General features: G+C 71.5%; 11 protein-coding genes and 1 pseudogene. 10 read left to right on the plus strand and 2 right to left on the minus strand.

The window, feature by feature from the left end:
* Window positions 1–35 precede the first annotated feature (35 nt).
* From ACO1BR_RS18975 to ACO1BR_RS18995, 5 genes are all read left to right on the plus strand, one after another.
* Window positions 36–1,202, plus strand: a complete 1,167-nt coding sequence (locus tag ACO1BR_RS18975) for a CaiB/BaiF CoA transferase family protein (RefSeq protein ID WP_426796252.1) — start codon at window positions 36–38, stop codon at window positions 1,200–1,202.
* Complete coding sequence (locus ACO1BR_RS18980) at window positions 1,202–1,450, plus strand: hypothetical protein (protein ID WP_426796253.1); 249 nt, start codon at window positions 1,202–1,204, stop codon at window positions 1,448–1,450. Before ACO1BR_RS18975 ends, ACO1BR_RS18980 begins: the two co-directional genes overlap by 1 nt.
* 102 nt (window positions 1,451–1,552) lie before the next feature.
* Window positions 1,553–2,695, plus strand: a complete 1,143-nt coding sequence (locus tag ACO1BR_RS18985) for an acyl-CoA dehydrogenase family protein (protein WP_426796254.1) — start codon at window positions 1,553–1,555, stop codon at window positions 2,693–2,695.
* A gap of 89 nt (window positions 2,696–2,784) precedes the next feature.
* Window positions 2,785–3,999, plus strand: coding sequence for an acetyl-CoA C-acetyltransferase (locus ACO1BR_RS18990; protein ID WP_426796255.1), 1,215 nt, complete (start codon window positions 2,785–2,787; stop codon window positions 3,997–3,999).
* 32 nt (window positions 4,000–4,031) lie between these two features.
* Window positions 4,032–6,308, plus strand: a complete 2,277-nt coding sequence (locus tag ACO1BR_RS18995; RefSeq protein ID WP_426796256.1) for a 3-hydroxyacyl-CoA dehydrogenase NAD-binding domain-containing protein — start codon at window positions 4,032–4,034, stop codon at window positions 6,306–6,308.
* A gap of 36 nt (window positions 6,309–6,344) precedes the next feature.
* Here the strand turns inward: ACO1BR_RS18995 and ACO1BR_RS19000 are convergent, their stop codons facing one another.
* A complete protein-coding gene (locus ACO1BR_RS19000; RefSeq protein ID WP_426796257.1) occupies window positions 6,345–7,091 on the minus strand; it encodes a MerR family transcriptional regulator in 747 nt (248 codons plus the stop codon).
* A gap of 113 nt (window positions 7,092–7,204) precedes the next feature.
* Here ACO1BR_RS19000 and ACO1BR_RS19005 point away from each other — a divergent pair, with 113 nt between their 5' ends.
* The 3 genes from ACO1BR_RS19005 (at window position 7,205) to ACO1BR_RS19015 (ending at window position 11,276) form a co-directional block, all read left to right on the plus strand.
* Window positions 7,205–9,055, plus strand: coding sequence for an AMP-dependent synthetase/ligase (locus tag ACO1BR_RS19005; RefSeq protein WP_426796258.1), 1,851 nt, complete (start codon window positions 7,205–7,207; stop codon window positions 9,053–9,055).
* 131 nt (window positions 9,056–9,186) lie between these two features.
* Window positions 9,187–10,629: an amino acid permease gene (locus ACO1BR_RS19010; RefSeq protein WP_426796326.1), complete on the plus strand. Its 1,443-nt coding sequence runs from the start codon at window positions 9,187–9,189 to the stop codon at window positions 10,627–10,629.
* A 152-nt stretch (window positions 10,630–10,781) separates the two neighbouring features.
* Window positions 10,782–11,276: a macro domain-containing protein gene (locus tag ACO1BR_RS19015; protein WP_426796259.1), complete on the plus strand. Its 495-nt coding sequence runs from the start codon at window positions 10,782–10,784 to the stop codon at window positions 11,274–11,276.
* 126 nt (window positions 11,277–11,402) lie between these two features.
* Here the strand turns inward: ACO1BR_RS19015 and ACO1BR_RS19020 are convergent.
* Window positions 11,403–11,567, minus strand: a pseudogene (locus ACO1BR_RS19020) (sphingomyelin phosphodiesterase); the annotation flags it as partial.
* A 59-nt stretch (window positions 11,568–11,626) separates the two neighbouring features.
* Between ACO1BR_RS19020 and ACO1BR_RS19025 the strand changes: the two are divergent.
* A complete protein-coding gene (locus ACO1BR_RS19025; protein WP_426796260.1) occupies window positions 11,627–11,995 on the plus strand; it encodes an oxygenase MpaB family protein in 369 nt (122 codons plus the stop codon).
* The gene (locus ACO1BR_RS19030; protein ID WP_426796327.1) at window positions 11,995–12,867 is read left to right on the plus strand and encodes an oxygenase MpaB family protein; all 873 of its coding nucleotides are present in this window, start codon (window positions 11,995–11,997) and stop codon (window positions 12,865–12,867) included. Before ACO1BR_RS19025 ends, ACO1BR_RS19030 begins: the two co-directional genes overlap by 1 nt.
* The last annotated feature ends 24 nt before the right edge of the window (window positions 12,868–12,891 follow it).

The raw sequence follows: 12,891 nt of genomic DNA on the forward strand, positions 1-12,891 counted from the left end.
TCAGAAGTGTCACAGTGCGGGAGGCGTGGGGCGCGATGACGCAGTCAGGGAACGGCCCGCTGAGCGGGGTGCGGGTGGTGGAGCTCGCCGGCATCGGCCCCGGCCCCTTCGCGGCCATGCTGCTGGCCGACCTGGGCGCCGACGTCGTCCGGGTCGACCGGCCCGGAGGCGCCGGGCTGCGCATCGATCCGGCCCACGACATCACCAACCGCAACAAACGCTCGGTGCTGGTGGATCTGAAGCAGCCCGCCGGGGTGGCGCAGGTGCTCGACCTGGCCGAGCGGGCCGACGTCCTCGTCGAGGGGTACCGCCCCGGTGTGGCCGAGCGGCTCGGCGTCGGGCCCGAGCAGTGCCTGGCGCGCAACCCGCGGCTGGTCTACGGCCGGATGACCGGCTGGGGACAGGAGGGCCCGCTGGCCGGCACCGCAGGGCACGACATCGGCTATATCGCCATCACCGGCGCCCTCGGCATGATCGGCCCGGCCGACGGCCCGCCCGCCGTCCCCGCCAACCTCGTGGGCGACTACGCAGGGGGCTCGCTCTATCTGGTCATCGGCGTGCTCGCGGCGCTCCAGCACGCCCGCGCCGAGGGCGGCAGCGGCCAGGTCGTCGACGCCGCCATCGTCGACGGCACGGCCCATCTGACAGCCATGATCCACGGCATGCTGGCGGCCGGCGGCTGGCAGGACCGGCGCGGCGTCAATCTGCTCGACGGCGGGACGCCGTTCTACGGCACGTACGCGACCGCGGACGGCGGCTATATGGCCGTCGGCGCGCTGGAGCAGCGCTTCTACGCCGAATTCATCCGCCTGCTCGGCATCGAGGACGAGGTCCCCGCCCGCGACGACCTCGCCGCCTGGGACGAGCTGCGGACCGCCATCGCCGCCCGGTTCCTGACCCGTACGCGGGAGGAGTGGACCGCGGTCTTCCAGGAGTCCGATGCCTGCGTGGCGCCTGTGCTGTCGCTGCGCGAGGCCCCCGGGCACCCGCATCTCGCCGCCCGCGGCACCTTCGTCGACCACGCCGGCATCACCCAGCCCGCCCCCGCGCCCCGCTTCTCGGACACCCCCGGAACGCTGCGCAGACCCCCCGCCCAGCCGGGCGCGGACACCGAAGAGGTCGCCCGCGACTGGCGGATCCCCAGCCTCTCGGTCCCGCCCGAAGACCCGTGCCGCACCGAGCGGAAGGACCCGGTCGGCTGATGGAACCCGCCACCGCGCCGCAGTACGCCGCCGCTCCGCGCCAGGCCGCCGAAGGGGTCGCCGCCCCGGACCGGGCCGGACCGGGCGCCGTCCGCGCCGCCGGGGCGTACGGCTTCGACGCGCCCAGCGCCACGGGCTTCCCGGCGGACCGCACGGAGCAGGCCGGGATCGGCCCGGCGATCCTGACCGTCCACCTCATAGGCTCCGACCCCGCGAAGCTGATCGAGACCGTCAGGAACCGGCTCTGAAGGGACCGCGCCGATGCCGCGTCCGCCCGGACGTCGGCCTCCGGACCCCATGCCGAGCCGACCCGCCGCCCGCCCCGCACCACTCCTCGAAGGGACAACAGCGTGAAGCGCCAGCTCTTCACCGACGACCACGACGCCTTCCGCGAGACCGTACGCACCTTCCTCGCCAAGGAGGTGACGCCGTACTACGAGCAGTGGGAGAAGGACGGCATCGTCAGCCGGGACGCCTGGCGGGCGGCCGGCAGGCAGGGGCTCCTCGGACTGGCCGTGCCCGCGGAGTACGGCGGCGGCGGGGAGAGCGACTTCCGCTACAGCGCGGTGCTGGCCGAGGAGTTCACCCGGGCCGGGGCCGCCGGGCTCGCCATCGGACTCCACAACGACATCATCGGCCCCTACCTGACCTCCCTCGCCACCGACGAGCAGAAACGCCGCTGGCTACCCGGCTTCTGCAGCGGTGAGACGATCACCGCCATCGCGATGACCGAGCCCGGCGCCGGCTCCGACCTCCAGGGCATCCGCACCTGTGCCGAGGACCGCGGCGACCACTGGATCCTCAACGGCTCCAAGACCTTCATCTCCAACGGAATCCTCGCCGACCTCGTCATCGTCGTCGCCAGGACCACCCCCGAGGGCGGCGCGCACGGTCTGAGCCTGCTGGTCGTCGAGCGCGGCATGGAGGGCTTCGAGCGCGGTCGCAACCTCGACAAGATCGGCCAGAAGTCCCAGGACACCGCCGAGCTGTTCTTCCACGACGTGCGGGTGCCCAAGGAGAACCTGCTGGGTGAACTGAACGGCGCGTTCGTCCACCTGATGACCAACCTCGCGCAGGAGCGCATGGGCATAGCGATCGCCGGGATCGCCGGCGCCGAGCATCTGCTGGAGATCACCACCCGGTACGTCAAGGAGCGCGAGGCGTTTGGACGGCCGCTGGCCAAGCTCCAGCACATCCGCTTCGAGATCGCCGAGATGGCCACCGAGTGCGCCGTCACCCGCACCTTCCTCGACCGCTGCATCGCCGACCACGCGGACGGCACACTCGACGCGGTGCACGCCTCCATGGCCAAGTGGTGGGCCACCGAACTCCAGAAGCGGGTCGCCGACCGCTGCCTCCAACTCCACGGCGGCTACGGCTATATGACCGAGTACCGCGTGGCCAAGGCGTTCACCGACGGCCGCATACAGACCATCTACGGCGGGACGACCGAGATCATGAAGGAGATCATCGGCCGCTCCCTGCTCGGCTAACCCTCCCCGACTGCGTCTCCCCAGGCCCGGGTCGTCAGCGGCTGACGCCGCGGGCCCTCGGACCCCCGGCCGGAAAGAAAGGCTTTCCTGTGAGCACCGAAGCGTATGTGTACGACGCGATCCGCACCCCCCGCGGCCGTGGCAAGGCCAACGGCGCACTGCACGGCACCAAGCCGATCGACCTGGTCGTCGGCCTGATCCACGAAGTGCGCCGGCGCTTCCCCGAGCTGGATCCGGCCGCGATCGACGACATCGTCCTCGGCGTCGTCGGACCGGTCGGCGACCAGGGATCCGACATCGCCCGGATCGCCGCGATCGCCGCCGGACTGCCCGACACCGTCGCCGGCGTCCAGGAGAACCGCTTCTGTGCCTCCGGCCTCGAAGCCGTCAACATGGCCGCCGCCAAGGTCCGTTCGGGCTGGGAGGACCTGGTGCTGGCGGGCGGCGTCGAATCGATGTCGCGGGTCCCGATGGCCTCCGACGGCGGTGCCTGGTTCGCCGACCCGATGACCAACTTCGACACCGGATTCGTGCCCCAGGGCATCGGCGCCGACCTCATCGCCACCATCGAGGGCTACTCCCGCCGCGATGTCGACGAGTTCGCCGCGCTGTCCCAGGAACGAGCCGCCGCCGCCTGGAAGGACGGCCGCTTCGAGCGCTCCGTCGTCCCCGTGCGCGACCGCAACGGCCTGCTCGTCCTCGACCACGACGAGCACATGCGCCCCGGTACCACCGCCGACTCCCTGGCGGCCCTCAAGCCGTCCTTCGCCGCCATCGGGGACGCCGGCGGCTTCGACGCGGTGGCCCTGCAGACGTACCACTGGGTCGAGAAGATCGACCACGTCCACCACGCCGGTAACTCCTCCGGCATCGTGGACGGCGCGGCACTGGTCGCCATCGGCTCCAAGGAGGTCGGCGAGCGCTACGGCCTCACCCCGCGGGCCCGCATCATCTCCGCCGCGGTCTCCGGCTCCGAGCCGACGATCATGCTCACCGGCCCGGCGCCGGCCAGCCGCAAGGCCCTCGCCAAGGCCGGACTCACCATCGACGACATCGACCTCGTCGAGATCAACGAGGCGTTCGCCGCCGTCGTCCTGCGCTTCGTCAAGGACATGGGCCTGAGCCTCGACAAGGTCAACGTCAACGGCGGCGCCATCGCCATGGGCCACCCCCTCGGCGCCACCGGCGCGATGATCCTCGGCACCCTCATCGACGAACTGGAGCGGCAGGACAAGCGCTACGGCCTGGCCACCCTCTGTGTCGGCGGAGGCATGGGCATCGCCACCGTCATCGAGCGCCTCTGACCCCTCGTCCCACCCACTACGGAGTACGAACCATGAGTGAATCCGCTGCCGTGTCGACCATCCGCTGGGAGCAGGACGAGACCGGCGTCGTCACCCTGGTCCTGGACGATCCGGACCAGTCCGCCAACACCATGAACAACGCCTTCAAGACCTCCCTCACCGCGGTCGCCGACCGCCTGGAGGCCGAGAAGGACAGCATCCGCGGCATCATCTTCACCTCCGCCAAGAAGACTTTCTTCGCCGGCGGCGACCTGCGCGACCTGATCGCCGTCACCCCCGAGCAGGCCCAGCAGGCGTTCGAGGCCGGCAACGGCATCAAGCGCGACCTGCGCCGCATCGAGACGCTCGGCAAGCCCGTCGTCGCCGCCATCAACGGCGCGGCGCTCGGCGGCGGTTACGAGATCGCCCTGGCCTGCCACCACCGCGTCGCCCTGGACACCCCCGGCACCAAGATCGGCCTGCCCGAGGTCACCCTCGGCCTGCTGCCCGCCGGCGGCGGGGTGACCCGTACGGTCCGGCTGCTGGGCATCACCGACGCGCTGCTGAAGGTGCTGCTCCAGGGCACGCAGTACAACGCCACCCGCGCCAAGGACAACGGGCTGATCCACGAGGTCGCCCAGACCTCCGAGGAACTGCTCGCCAAGGCCCGGGAGTTCATCGACGCCCACCCCGAGTCCCAGCAGCCCTGGGACGTCAAGGGGTACAAGATTCCCGGCGGCACACCGGCGCACCCGAAGTTCGCCGCCAACCTCCCGGCGTTCCCCGCCAACCTCAAGAAGCAGCTCAACGGCGCGCCGTACCCGGCGCCGCGCAACATCCTCGCCGCCGCCGTCGAGGGTTCCCAGGTCGACTTCGAGACCGCCCAGACCATCGAGGCGCGCTACTTCGTCGAGCTGGTGACCGGCCAGGTCTCCAAGAACATGATCCAGGCGTTCTTCTTCGACCTCCAGGCCGTCAACTCCGGTGCCAGCCGCCCCAAGGGCATCGCGCCGCGCACGGTCGAGAAGGTCGCGGTGCTGGGCGCCGGCATGATGGGCGCGGGGATCGCCTACGCCTGCGCGAAGGCCGGTATCCAGGTCGTCCTCAAGGACGTCACCCCGGAGGCGGCGCAGAAGGGCAAGGCGTACTCCGAGGGGCTGCTCGCCAAGGCGCTGGCCAAGGGGCGGACGACAGAGGCGCAGCGCGACGAGCTGCTGGCGCGGATCACGCCCACCGCCGAGCCGGCCGACCTCGCGGGCTGCGACGCCGTCATCGAGGCGGTCTTCGAGGACGTGGCCCTCAAGCACAAGGTGTTCAAGGAGATCCAGCACATCGTCGCGCCCGACGCGCTGCTGTGCTCCAACACCTCCACCCTGCCGATCACCCTGCTCGCCGAAGGCGTCGAGCGGGACGCCGACTTCATCGGTCTGCACTTCTTCTCGCCGGTCGACAAGATGCCGCTGGTGGAGATCATCAAGGGCGGGCGGACCGGTGACGAGGCGCTGGCCCGCGCCTTCGACCTGGTGCGCCAGATCAAGAAGACCCCGATCGTCGTCAACGACTCCCGCGGTTTCTTCACCTCCCGCGTCATCGGCCACTTCATCAACGAAGGCGTGGCGATGATCGGCGAGGGCCTGGACCCGGTCTCCGTCGAGCAGGCCGCCGCCCAGGCCGGCTACCCGGCCAAGGTGCTGTCGTTGATGGACGAGCTGACCCTGACCCTCCCGCGCAAGATCCGCAACGAGACCAGGCGGGCCGTCGAGGAGGCCGGCGGCAGCTGGCAGCCGCACCCGGCCGACGCCGTCATCGACCGCATGGTGGACGAGTTCGAGCGCCCCGGGCGCAGCGGCGGCGCGGGCTTCTACGACTACGGCGAGGACGGCCGGCGGACTGGCCTGTGGCCGGGGCTGCGCGAGCACTTCCAGCAGGAGGGCGCCGCCATCCCGTTCGTCGACATGCAGGAGCGGATGCTGTTCTCCGAGGCGCTGGACACCGTCCGCTGCCTGGAGGAGGGCGTGCTCACCTCCGTCGCCGACGCCAACATCGGCTCCCTCTTCGGCATCGGCTTCCCGGGCTGGACCGGCGGTGTGCTCCAGTACATCAACGGGTACCAGGGTGGGCCAGGGCGGGAAAAAGCTGCTGGGCCAGGGCGGGAGAAGGTCGCCGGGCCAGGGCGGGAGAAAGCCGCCGGGGCGGGGCGGGAGGAGCTGGTCGGCCTGCCCGGATTCGTGGCCCGCGCCCGTGAGTTGCAGGCGGCCTACGGCGAGCGCTTCGCGCCCAGTGCGCTGCTGGTCGAGAAGGCCGAGAGGGGGGAGCGGTTCGGCGACTGAGCCGGGCCGGGGGCGGGCCGCCGCGGCCCGCCCCCGTCAGCCCTCGCTGCGGCCGCCGCCCTCGCCCCTGCCGAACCACTCCCGCAGCTCTTCCTTCATCGACCGCTGGAAGGCGGTGACCAGTGCCTGCACGACCATCGGCTGCATATGGGCGGAGAGCGACTTCATCCGCGCCATCTCCTCCGCGTCCGGCCCGCCGTCGCGGTACGGACCCCATACCTCGTCCTTGAAGAGCCGGCTCAGCTCGCGGGCCGCCGAGCGGGTGTGCTCGATGACGACGGTGCGCGCCGCGAGGATCGTCTCCAGCGCGATCGGGACATCGAGCAGCCGCGTCCCCAGATGCAGCAGCCCCGGATCGACCCGGTAGACCTGCGGGTCCGCGGTCCGCACGAGTACGCTCATCGCCGCCAGCCGGTCCAGGTCCTCCTCGGTCAGCTCCCGGCCGGCCCGCCGCTCCAGCTGCTCCCTGGTCGCGTCCTCCGCCGTGTCCGGGATCCAACTGGCCACCAGTGCCCGGTGAATGGCCAGGTCCTGGGCGCTCAGGTCGGGCGGCAGCTGCGCCAGATAGCGTTCGATCGCGGACAGGGTCAGGCCCTGGTGCTGGAGTTCCTCGATGAGCGCGAGCCGCGAGAGGTGGTCCGGTCCGTAGCGGCCGACCCGGCGCGGGCCGATGTCGGGCGGCGGCAGCAGACCGCGGGTGCTGTAGAAGCGGATCGTGCGGACCGTGACGCCGGCGCGTGCGGCCAGTTCGTCGACCGTCAGGTCGGGGGCGGACTCCATCATGTTCAACAGTATTGCTGTCTCACCACTCTTGTGAAACCTTCTTCACCGCTCGGCGCCGCCGTCAGGAAACCCGTTCGGTCCGCAGACCAGGTCCATGCCCTCGGGAGGCCGCCTTGACCACGATCCTGCGCATGCCCGGCGATCCGGGTGAACTCACGCTGCCCGCCCTGCTGTTGCGCAACGCCGAGGACCACGGCGCACTGCCGGCCCTGTCCTGGCGCGCGCCGGACGGGACCGGCCGGCGGACGCTCGGCTGGGCCGAGGTCCGCCGCCGGGTCGGCGAGCTGGCCGCCGGGTACCGCGCGCTGGGCGTACGGCGCGGCGAGATCGTCCTCCTCATGATGGGCAACCGCCCCGAGCACTGGCTCAGCGACCTCGCCCTGGTGCACCTCGGCGCGGTCCCGGTCACGGTCTACGGCACCGCGGCTCCCGGCCAGATCGCCCATGTCGTCCGGCACAGCGGGGCCCGGCTCGCCGTGGTGGAGGGCCCGCGGGAGCTGGGGCGCTGGGCGCCGCTGTTGGACGACGCAGGCGCCCGGCTGGAGCGGCTGGTGGTCGTCGAGCCGCCGGCGGACGGGCCGCGGCCCGGCGGCCCGGCCCCGGCGGGCGCGTACGGGACGTATGCGGAGCTGGCGGCGCGGGGTGCCGAGCTCTTCGACCCCGGCGCGTTCGAGGCGGCGTGGCGGCAGGTCGACGCGGGCGACACCCTGACCGTCGTCTACACCTCCGGCACCACCGGCGACCCCAAGGGCGTGGTGGTCAGCCACCGCAACGTGCTGCTGAACGCGGTGGCCCTGGACGGTGCGGTGGACCTCCCCGACCACGCCGAGCACCTCTGCTACCTGCCCTTCGCGCATATCGCCGAGCGGATGCTGGGCATCTACCTGCCGGTCTTCCGCGCCGCGCACGTCCACCTCTGTGCCGATCCGGCGGCGGTCGCGGCGAGCGCGCGCGAGCTGCGGCCGGTCCAGTTCTTCGGCGTCCCGCGGGTCTGGGAGAAGCTGGCGGCGTCCGTACGGGCCGCGCTGGCGCAGCTCCCGGAGGAGGCGCGGGCGGCGGTCGAGGCGGCGGGGGAGTGTGCCCGCGCCCACGTGGACTGCCGGCAGCGCGGGGAGCAGCCGTCCGCGGAGCTGGCGGCCGGGTACGCCCGGGCGAAGGCCGAGGTGCTGGACCCACTGCTGGCCCGGGCCGGTTTCGACCGGCTGGTGTGGACGGCGAGCGCGGCCGCGCCGATGCCTCCGGAGGTGGTGCGCTTCTGGGCCGGTCTCGGCATCGTGATCATGGACGCGTGGGGGCTGACCGAGACGGTCGGCGTCGCCACGACCAACAGTCCCGGCGGATTCCGGCTGGGCTCGGTCGGCCGGCCGATCGACGGTCTGGAGGTGCGGACGGCACCGGACGGGGAGATCGAGGTCCGGGGCCGGACGGTGTGCGCCGGCTATCTGCGGGCCGACGGGACGGTGGAGCCGGCCACCGACGCGGACGGCTGGTTCGCGACCGGCGACCTCGGCCGGGTCGACGCGGACGGGTTCCTGTGGCTGACCGACCGCAAGAAGGAAATGATCGTGACCTCCACCGGCAAGAACGTCTCGCCCTCGTTGGTCGAGAACACCCTCAAGGAGCACCCGCTCATCGGCCAGGCGCTGGTGCACGGTGACGGCCGGTCGTATCTGGTCGCGCTGTTGGTGCTGGACGCCGAGCCGGCTGCGGCCTGGGCGGCACGGCGGGGCATCGCGGGGACGGTGGCGGAGCTGGCCCGGCACCCGGCCGTCCGGGAGGAGGTCGAGCGGGCCGTCGAGGCCGCCAACGCCCGGCTGAACCGCACGGAGCAGGTCAAGCGATTTTCGCTGCTGAGCGAGGAGTGGGGGCCCGAAAGTGGCGAACTAACACCGTCGTTGAAGCTGCGACGCCGTGTTGTTCGCCACAAATACGGACAACTCCTGGAGCGAATGTACGCCATGTGATCTTGCGCACAGACGGGGGAGCGGTTTCCGGGGAAGGTGTGCCGTCGGCCGTTCGCGCGATCCGCGGAGCCGGTTTTTGGTCCTGATCTCCCTGAAAGCGAGATGAACCAGTAGTGAGCGCAGAAACCGTCATCGATGAAGCACAAAGGTCATCAGACGGGGGGAGTGGGACCCGGCAGGACGCGGGCGACGCCGGTTACAGCAAGGGGCTGAAGGGCCGGCACATCAACATGATCGCCATCGGCGGGGCGATCGGCACGGGTCTGTTCCTGGGGGCCGGCGGCCGGCTGCACTCCGCCGGACCGGCGCTGGCCATCGCGTACGCGGTGTGCGGCCTCTTCGCCTTCTTCGTCGTCCGGGCCCTCGGTGAGCTGGTGCTGCACCGCCCGTCGTCCGGTTCGTTCGTCTCCTACGCCCGGGAGTTCCTGGGTGAGAAGGGCGCCTACGTCGCGGGCTGGATGTACGTCGTGAACTGGTCGACCACCGGTATCGCCGACATCACCGCGATCGCCCTGTACACGCACTACTGGAGCCTGTTCACCAGCATCCCGCAGTGGGTGATGGCGCTGATCGCGCTGGCGGTGGTGCTCTCGATCAACCTGATCTCGGTGAAGATCTTCGGTGAGATGGAGTTCTGGTTCGCGATCATCAAGGTCGCGGCGCTGGTCGTCTTCATGTTCATCGGCATCTTCCTGCTGGCCACCCAGCACTCGGTCGACGGCCACACCCCGGGTCTGCATCTGATCACCGACAACGGCGGCACCTTCCCGACCGGTCTGCTGCCCGTGGTGATCGTGCTCCAGGGCGTGGTCTTCGCCTACTCCGCGGTCGAGCTGGTCGGTGTGACCGCCGGTGAGACCAGCGAGCCGCACAAGGTCGTGCCCAAGGCCGTGAACTCGATCATGTGGCGGGTCGGCATCTTCTACGTCGGCTCGGTTGTCCTGCTGGCGATGCTGCTGCCGTGGAACGCCTTCAGCGCCAACGAGAGCCCCTTCGTCACCGTGCTGTCCCACGTCGGCATCCCGCACGCCGGCGACGTGATGAACCTCGTCGTGCTCACCGCGGCGATGTCCAGCCTGAACTCCGGGCTGTACTCCACCGGCCGCATCCTGCGCTCCATGTCGATGGCGGGCTCCGCGCCCAAGTTCGCCGGCCGGATGAACCGCAACCAGGTGCCGTACGGCGGCATCATGCTCACCTCCACGGTGTGCGTGCTCGGTGTCGGGCTCAACTACTGGCTGCCGGGCAAGGCGTTCGAGATCGTGATCAACATCGCGGCGCTGGGCATCGTCAGCACCTGGTGCACGATCATGATCTGCCACATGGTGTTCGTCCGGCGCTCGAAGGCCGGGCTGGTGCAGCGTCCGCGGTTCCGCCTCCCCGGCACGCCGGTCACCGACATCGCCACCATCGCCTTCCTGCTCGGCGTCATCGTGCTCATGTGGTTCGACGACGGCGTCGGCCGGCAGACCGTGATGCTGATCCCGGTCCTGGCCGCGGCGCTGGTCGGCGGCTGGTTCGCGGTGCGCGGCCGGGTCAACCGGATCGCCCAGGAACGCGAACTCGCCGAGTAGCCGCGCCGTCAGGCGCGCCCGAGTGATCGAGGGCGGCTGCGGAGGCCCGACGGGCTTCCGCAGCCGCCCTTTCGCACGGTCCGCGTGCCCGGAGCGGCGGCCCGATCCGGCGCTCCGGGCCGATTGTCAGTGGTCGCCCGTACCGTGGGGACATGGCTGAGGGAACGGGGGATGCCATGGGAATCGTCTATGTCACAGGGGACGCCACGGTGCCGCAGGGCAAGGGCGTCAAGATGATCGTGCATGTCTGCAACGACCTCGGCGGCTGGGGCAAGGGCTTCGTGCTCGCCGTCTCCCGGCGCTGGCCGGAGCCCGAGCGGGCCTACCGCAGCTGGCACCGCGAGCGCGCACGGAACGACTTCGGCCTGGGCGCCGCCCAGTTCGTGCCGGTCGCGGATCGTCTGTGGGTGGCCAATCTCGTGGGGCAGCGGGGGATACGGACGGGCAGCAAGGGCGTTCCGGTGCGGTACGAGGCGATAGCCGCCGGGCTGGGCCGGGTGGCGGACAAGGCGCTGGAGCTCGGCGCCTCGGTCCATATGCCGCGTATCGGCTGCGGGTTGGCGGGCGGCAGGTGGTCCCGGGTGGAGCCGCTGATATCCGCGCGGCTCGTCGGGCGCGGGGTGGCGGTGACGGTCTACGACCGCTGACGACCGACGGTCGCCGCCGGCCCCCGATGCCCAGCGGCCCCCGATGCCCAGCCCGGCGGTCGCCGACGGCCGGTGGCGCCGCGGGGGCTGCCGCCGGCCGGCGCACCGGGACCGGGCGTCTGCCGGTCAGCCGCCGAGCAGCGGATAGTGGTCCGAGAGATCGGTGTAGGTGTAGTCCTTGTCCCAGCTGGAGACGGTCCAGGGTGCCGACTCCTCCTTGAGCACCGTGTTCTGCCAACGGGCTGGCCGGGCATGCCCGTTGCGGAAGAGGACGTGGTCCAGGTCCTCGCGGGCTGAAAGACCATCATCTGCCGTCGGACTGGGCGTCGTTCGGCGCGTGCTACGACGCCGTGGTCGTCGAGCGGCTGGAGCTGAACCGCTCGGTGCGCGATGTCCTCGACGAGCTGGCCCATCCGCAGAAACCGCCGGTGCGGTGGCTCCCGGCGCTCCTGTGGCGGCCGTTCGCCGCGCTCGCCGCGCACTACGCGCTGCAGGTCACCGTCGGAGTGCTGCCGCCCGTGCTGCGTGAGCGGCTGGGGCTGTGCTGGACGGACCGGCAGCAGCGGCGGCTGCGGCGGTTCGCCCGCGTGGTGCGCTGCCTGACGGCCCTGGTGCCGCCGCCGCTGCGGATCGCCCCGGCGATGTTCCTGGCGTACCGGAACACGCACCGGCCCGGGACGGACCCGCATACCCGGCGACCCCTGGGGGCCACCGTATGATGAGTAATGATATGAATGCGGTACGAATGGTCCCTCGTCCCCCGCCGCCTGGAGGCGTGCTCTGGTCGCTGGTCGGGGACATCCGGACGCTGCTGACGCTGCCCGCCGCGCTGACGCTGCAGGTCGCGCACCCCGCGGTGGGGGCCGGTGTGGACGACCACTCGGTGTTCCGCACGGACCCGTGGGGGCGCGGCGAGCGCTCGCTGGTCTCGCTCCAGCTGTGGGTCTACGGCGGGGAGCGGGCGGCCGAGGAGGGGCGGCGGCTGCGGAAGCTGCACCGGACCATCCAGGGCACCGACGCCCACGGCCGCAGGTACCACGCACTGACACCTGCCCACTACGCCTGGGTGCATGCCACCGGCTTCCCGGTGTTCCAGCACACCCAGCGCTATCTCGGGCGCCCCTTCACCCCGGCGCAGGAGCGGCAGCTCTACGCGGAGTGGCTCCAGGTCGGCCGGGTCCTCGGCATCCACGACCGCGATATGCCGCAGACCATCGAGGAGTTCTGGCCGTACTACCGCAAGGTGCTCGATACCGAACTCGAAGAGACGGTCGTGGTACGGGAGTTGATCGCCACCGACCGGCCGCTGCCGGCGCCGGACCGCGGCCCGCGGGCGGTGCGGTGGCTGCTGCGGCTGACCTGGCCGGTGCTGCTGCCGCGGTTCGCGCGCTTCCGGCGGTTCGTCACGATCGGGCTGATGCCGCCGGACGCGCGGCGGGCCATCGGACTGGAGTGGACCGACGAACAGGAGCGCCGGCTGCGGCAGTTCGGGCGGGTGGTGCGGATCGTGGTGCCGCTGCTGCCGGAGCGGCTGCGGTTCATGCCGCCCGCGCGGCGGGCGCGCCGGGCGTACCGGGCGGCCCGCCGCTAGCGGCGGCGGGCGGCGCCGGGGGAT

The sequence above is a fragment of the Streptomyces sp. YGL11-2 genome, from assembly GCF_050054615.1.
Lineage (GTDB): Bacteria > Actinomycetota > Actinomycetes > Streptomycetales > Streptomycetaceae > Streptomyces.

Bases quoted from the DNA above. Each gene is read 5' to 3' on its own strand.
- ACO1BR_RS18975 (WP_426796252.1), top strand. From the start codon at position 36: ATGACGCAGTCAGGGAACGGCCCGCTGAGCGGGGTGCGGGTGGTGGAG.
- ACO1BR_RS18980 (WP_426796253.1), top strand. From the start codon at position 1,202: ATGGAACCCGCCACCGCGCCGCAGTACGCCGCCGCTCCGCGCCAGGCC.
- ACO1BR_RS18995 (WP_426796256.1), top strand. From the start codon at position 4,032: ATGAGTGAATCCGCTGCCGTGTCGACCATCCGCTGGGAGCAGGACGAG.
- ACO1BR_RS19000 (WP_426796257.1), bottom strand. From the start codon at position 7,091: ATGATGGAGTCCGCCCCCGACCTGACGGTCGACGAACTGGCCGCACGC.
- ACO1BR_RS19015 (WP_426796259.1), top strand. From the start codon at position 10,782: ATGGCTGAGGGAACGGGGGATGCCATGGGAATCGTCTATGTCACAGGG.
- ACO1BR_RS19030 (WP_426796327.1), top strand. From the start codon at position 11,995: ATGAGTAATGATATGAATGCGGTACGAATGGTCCCTCGTCCCCCGCCG.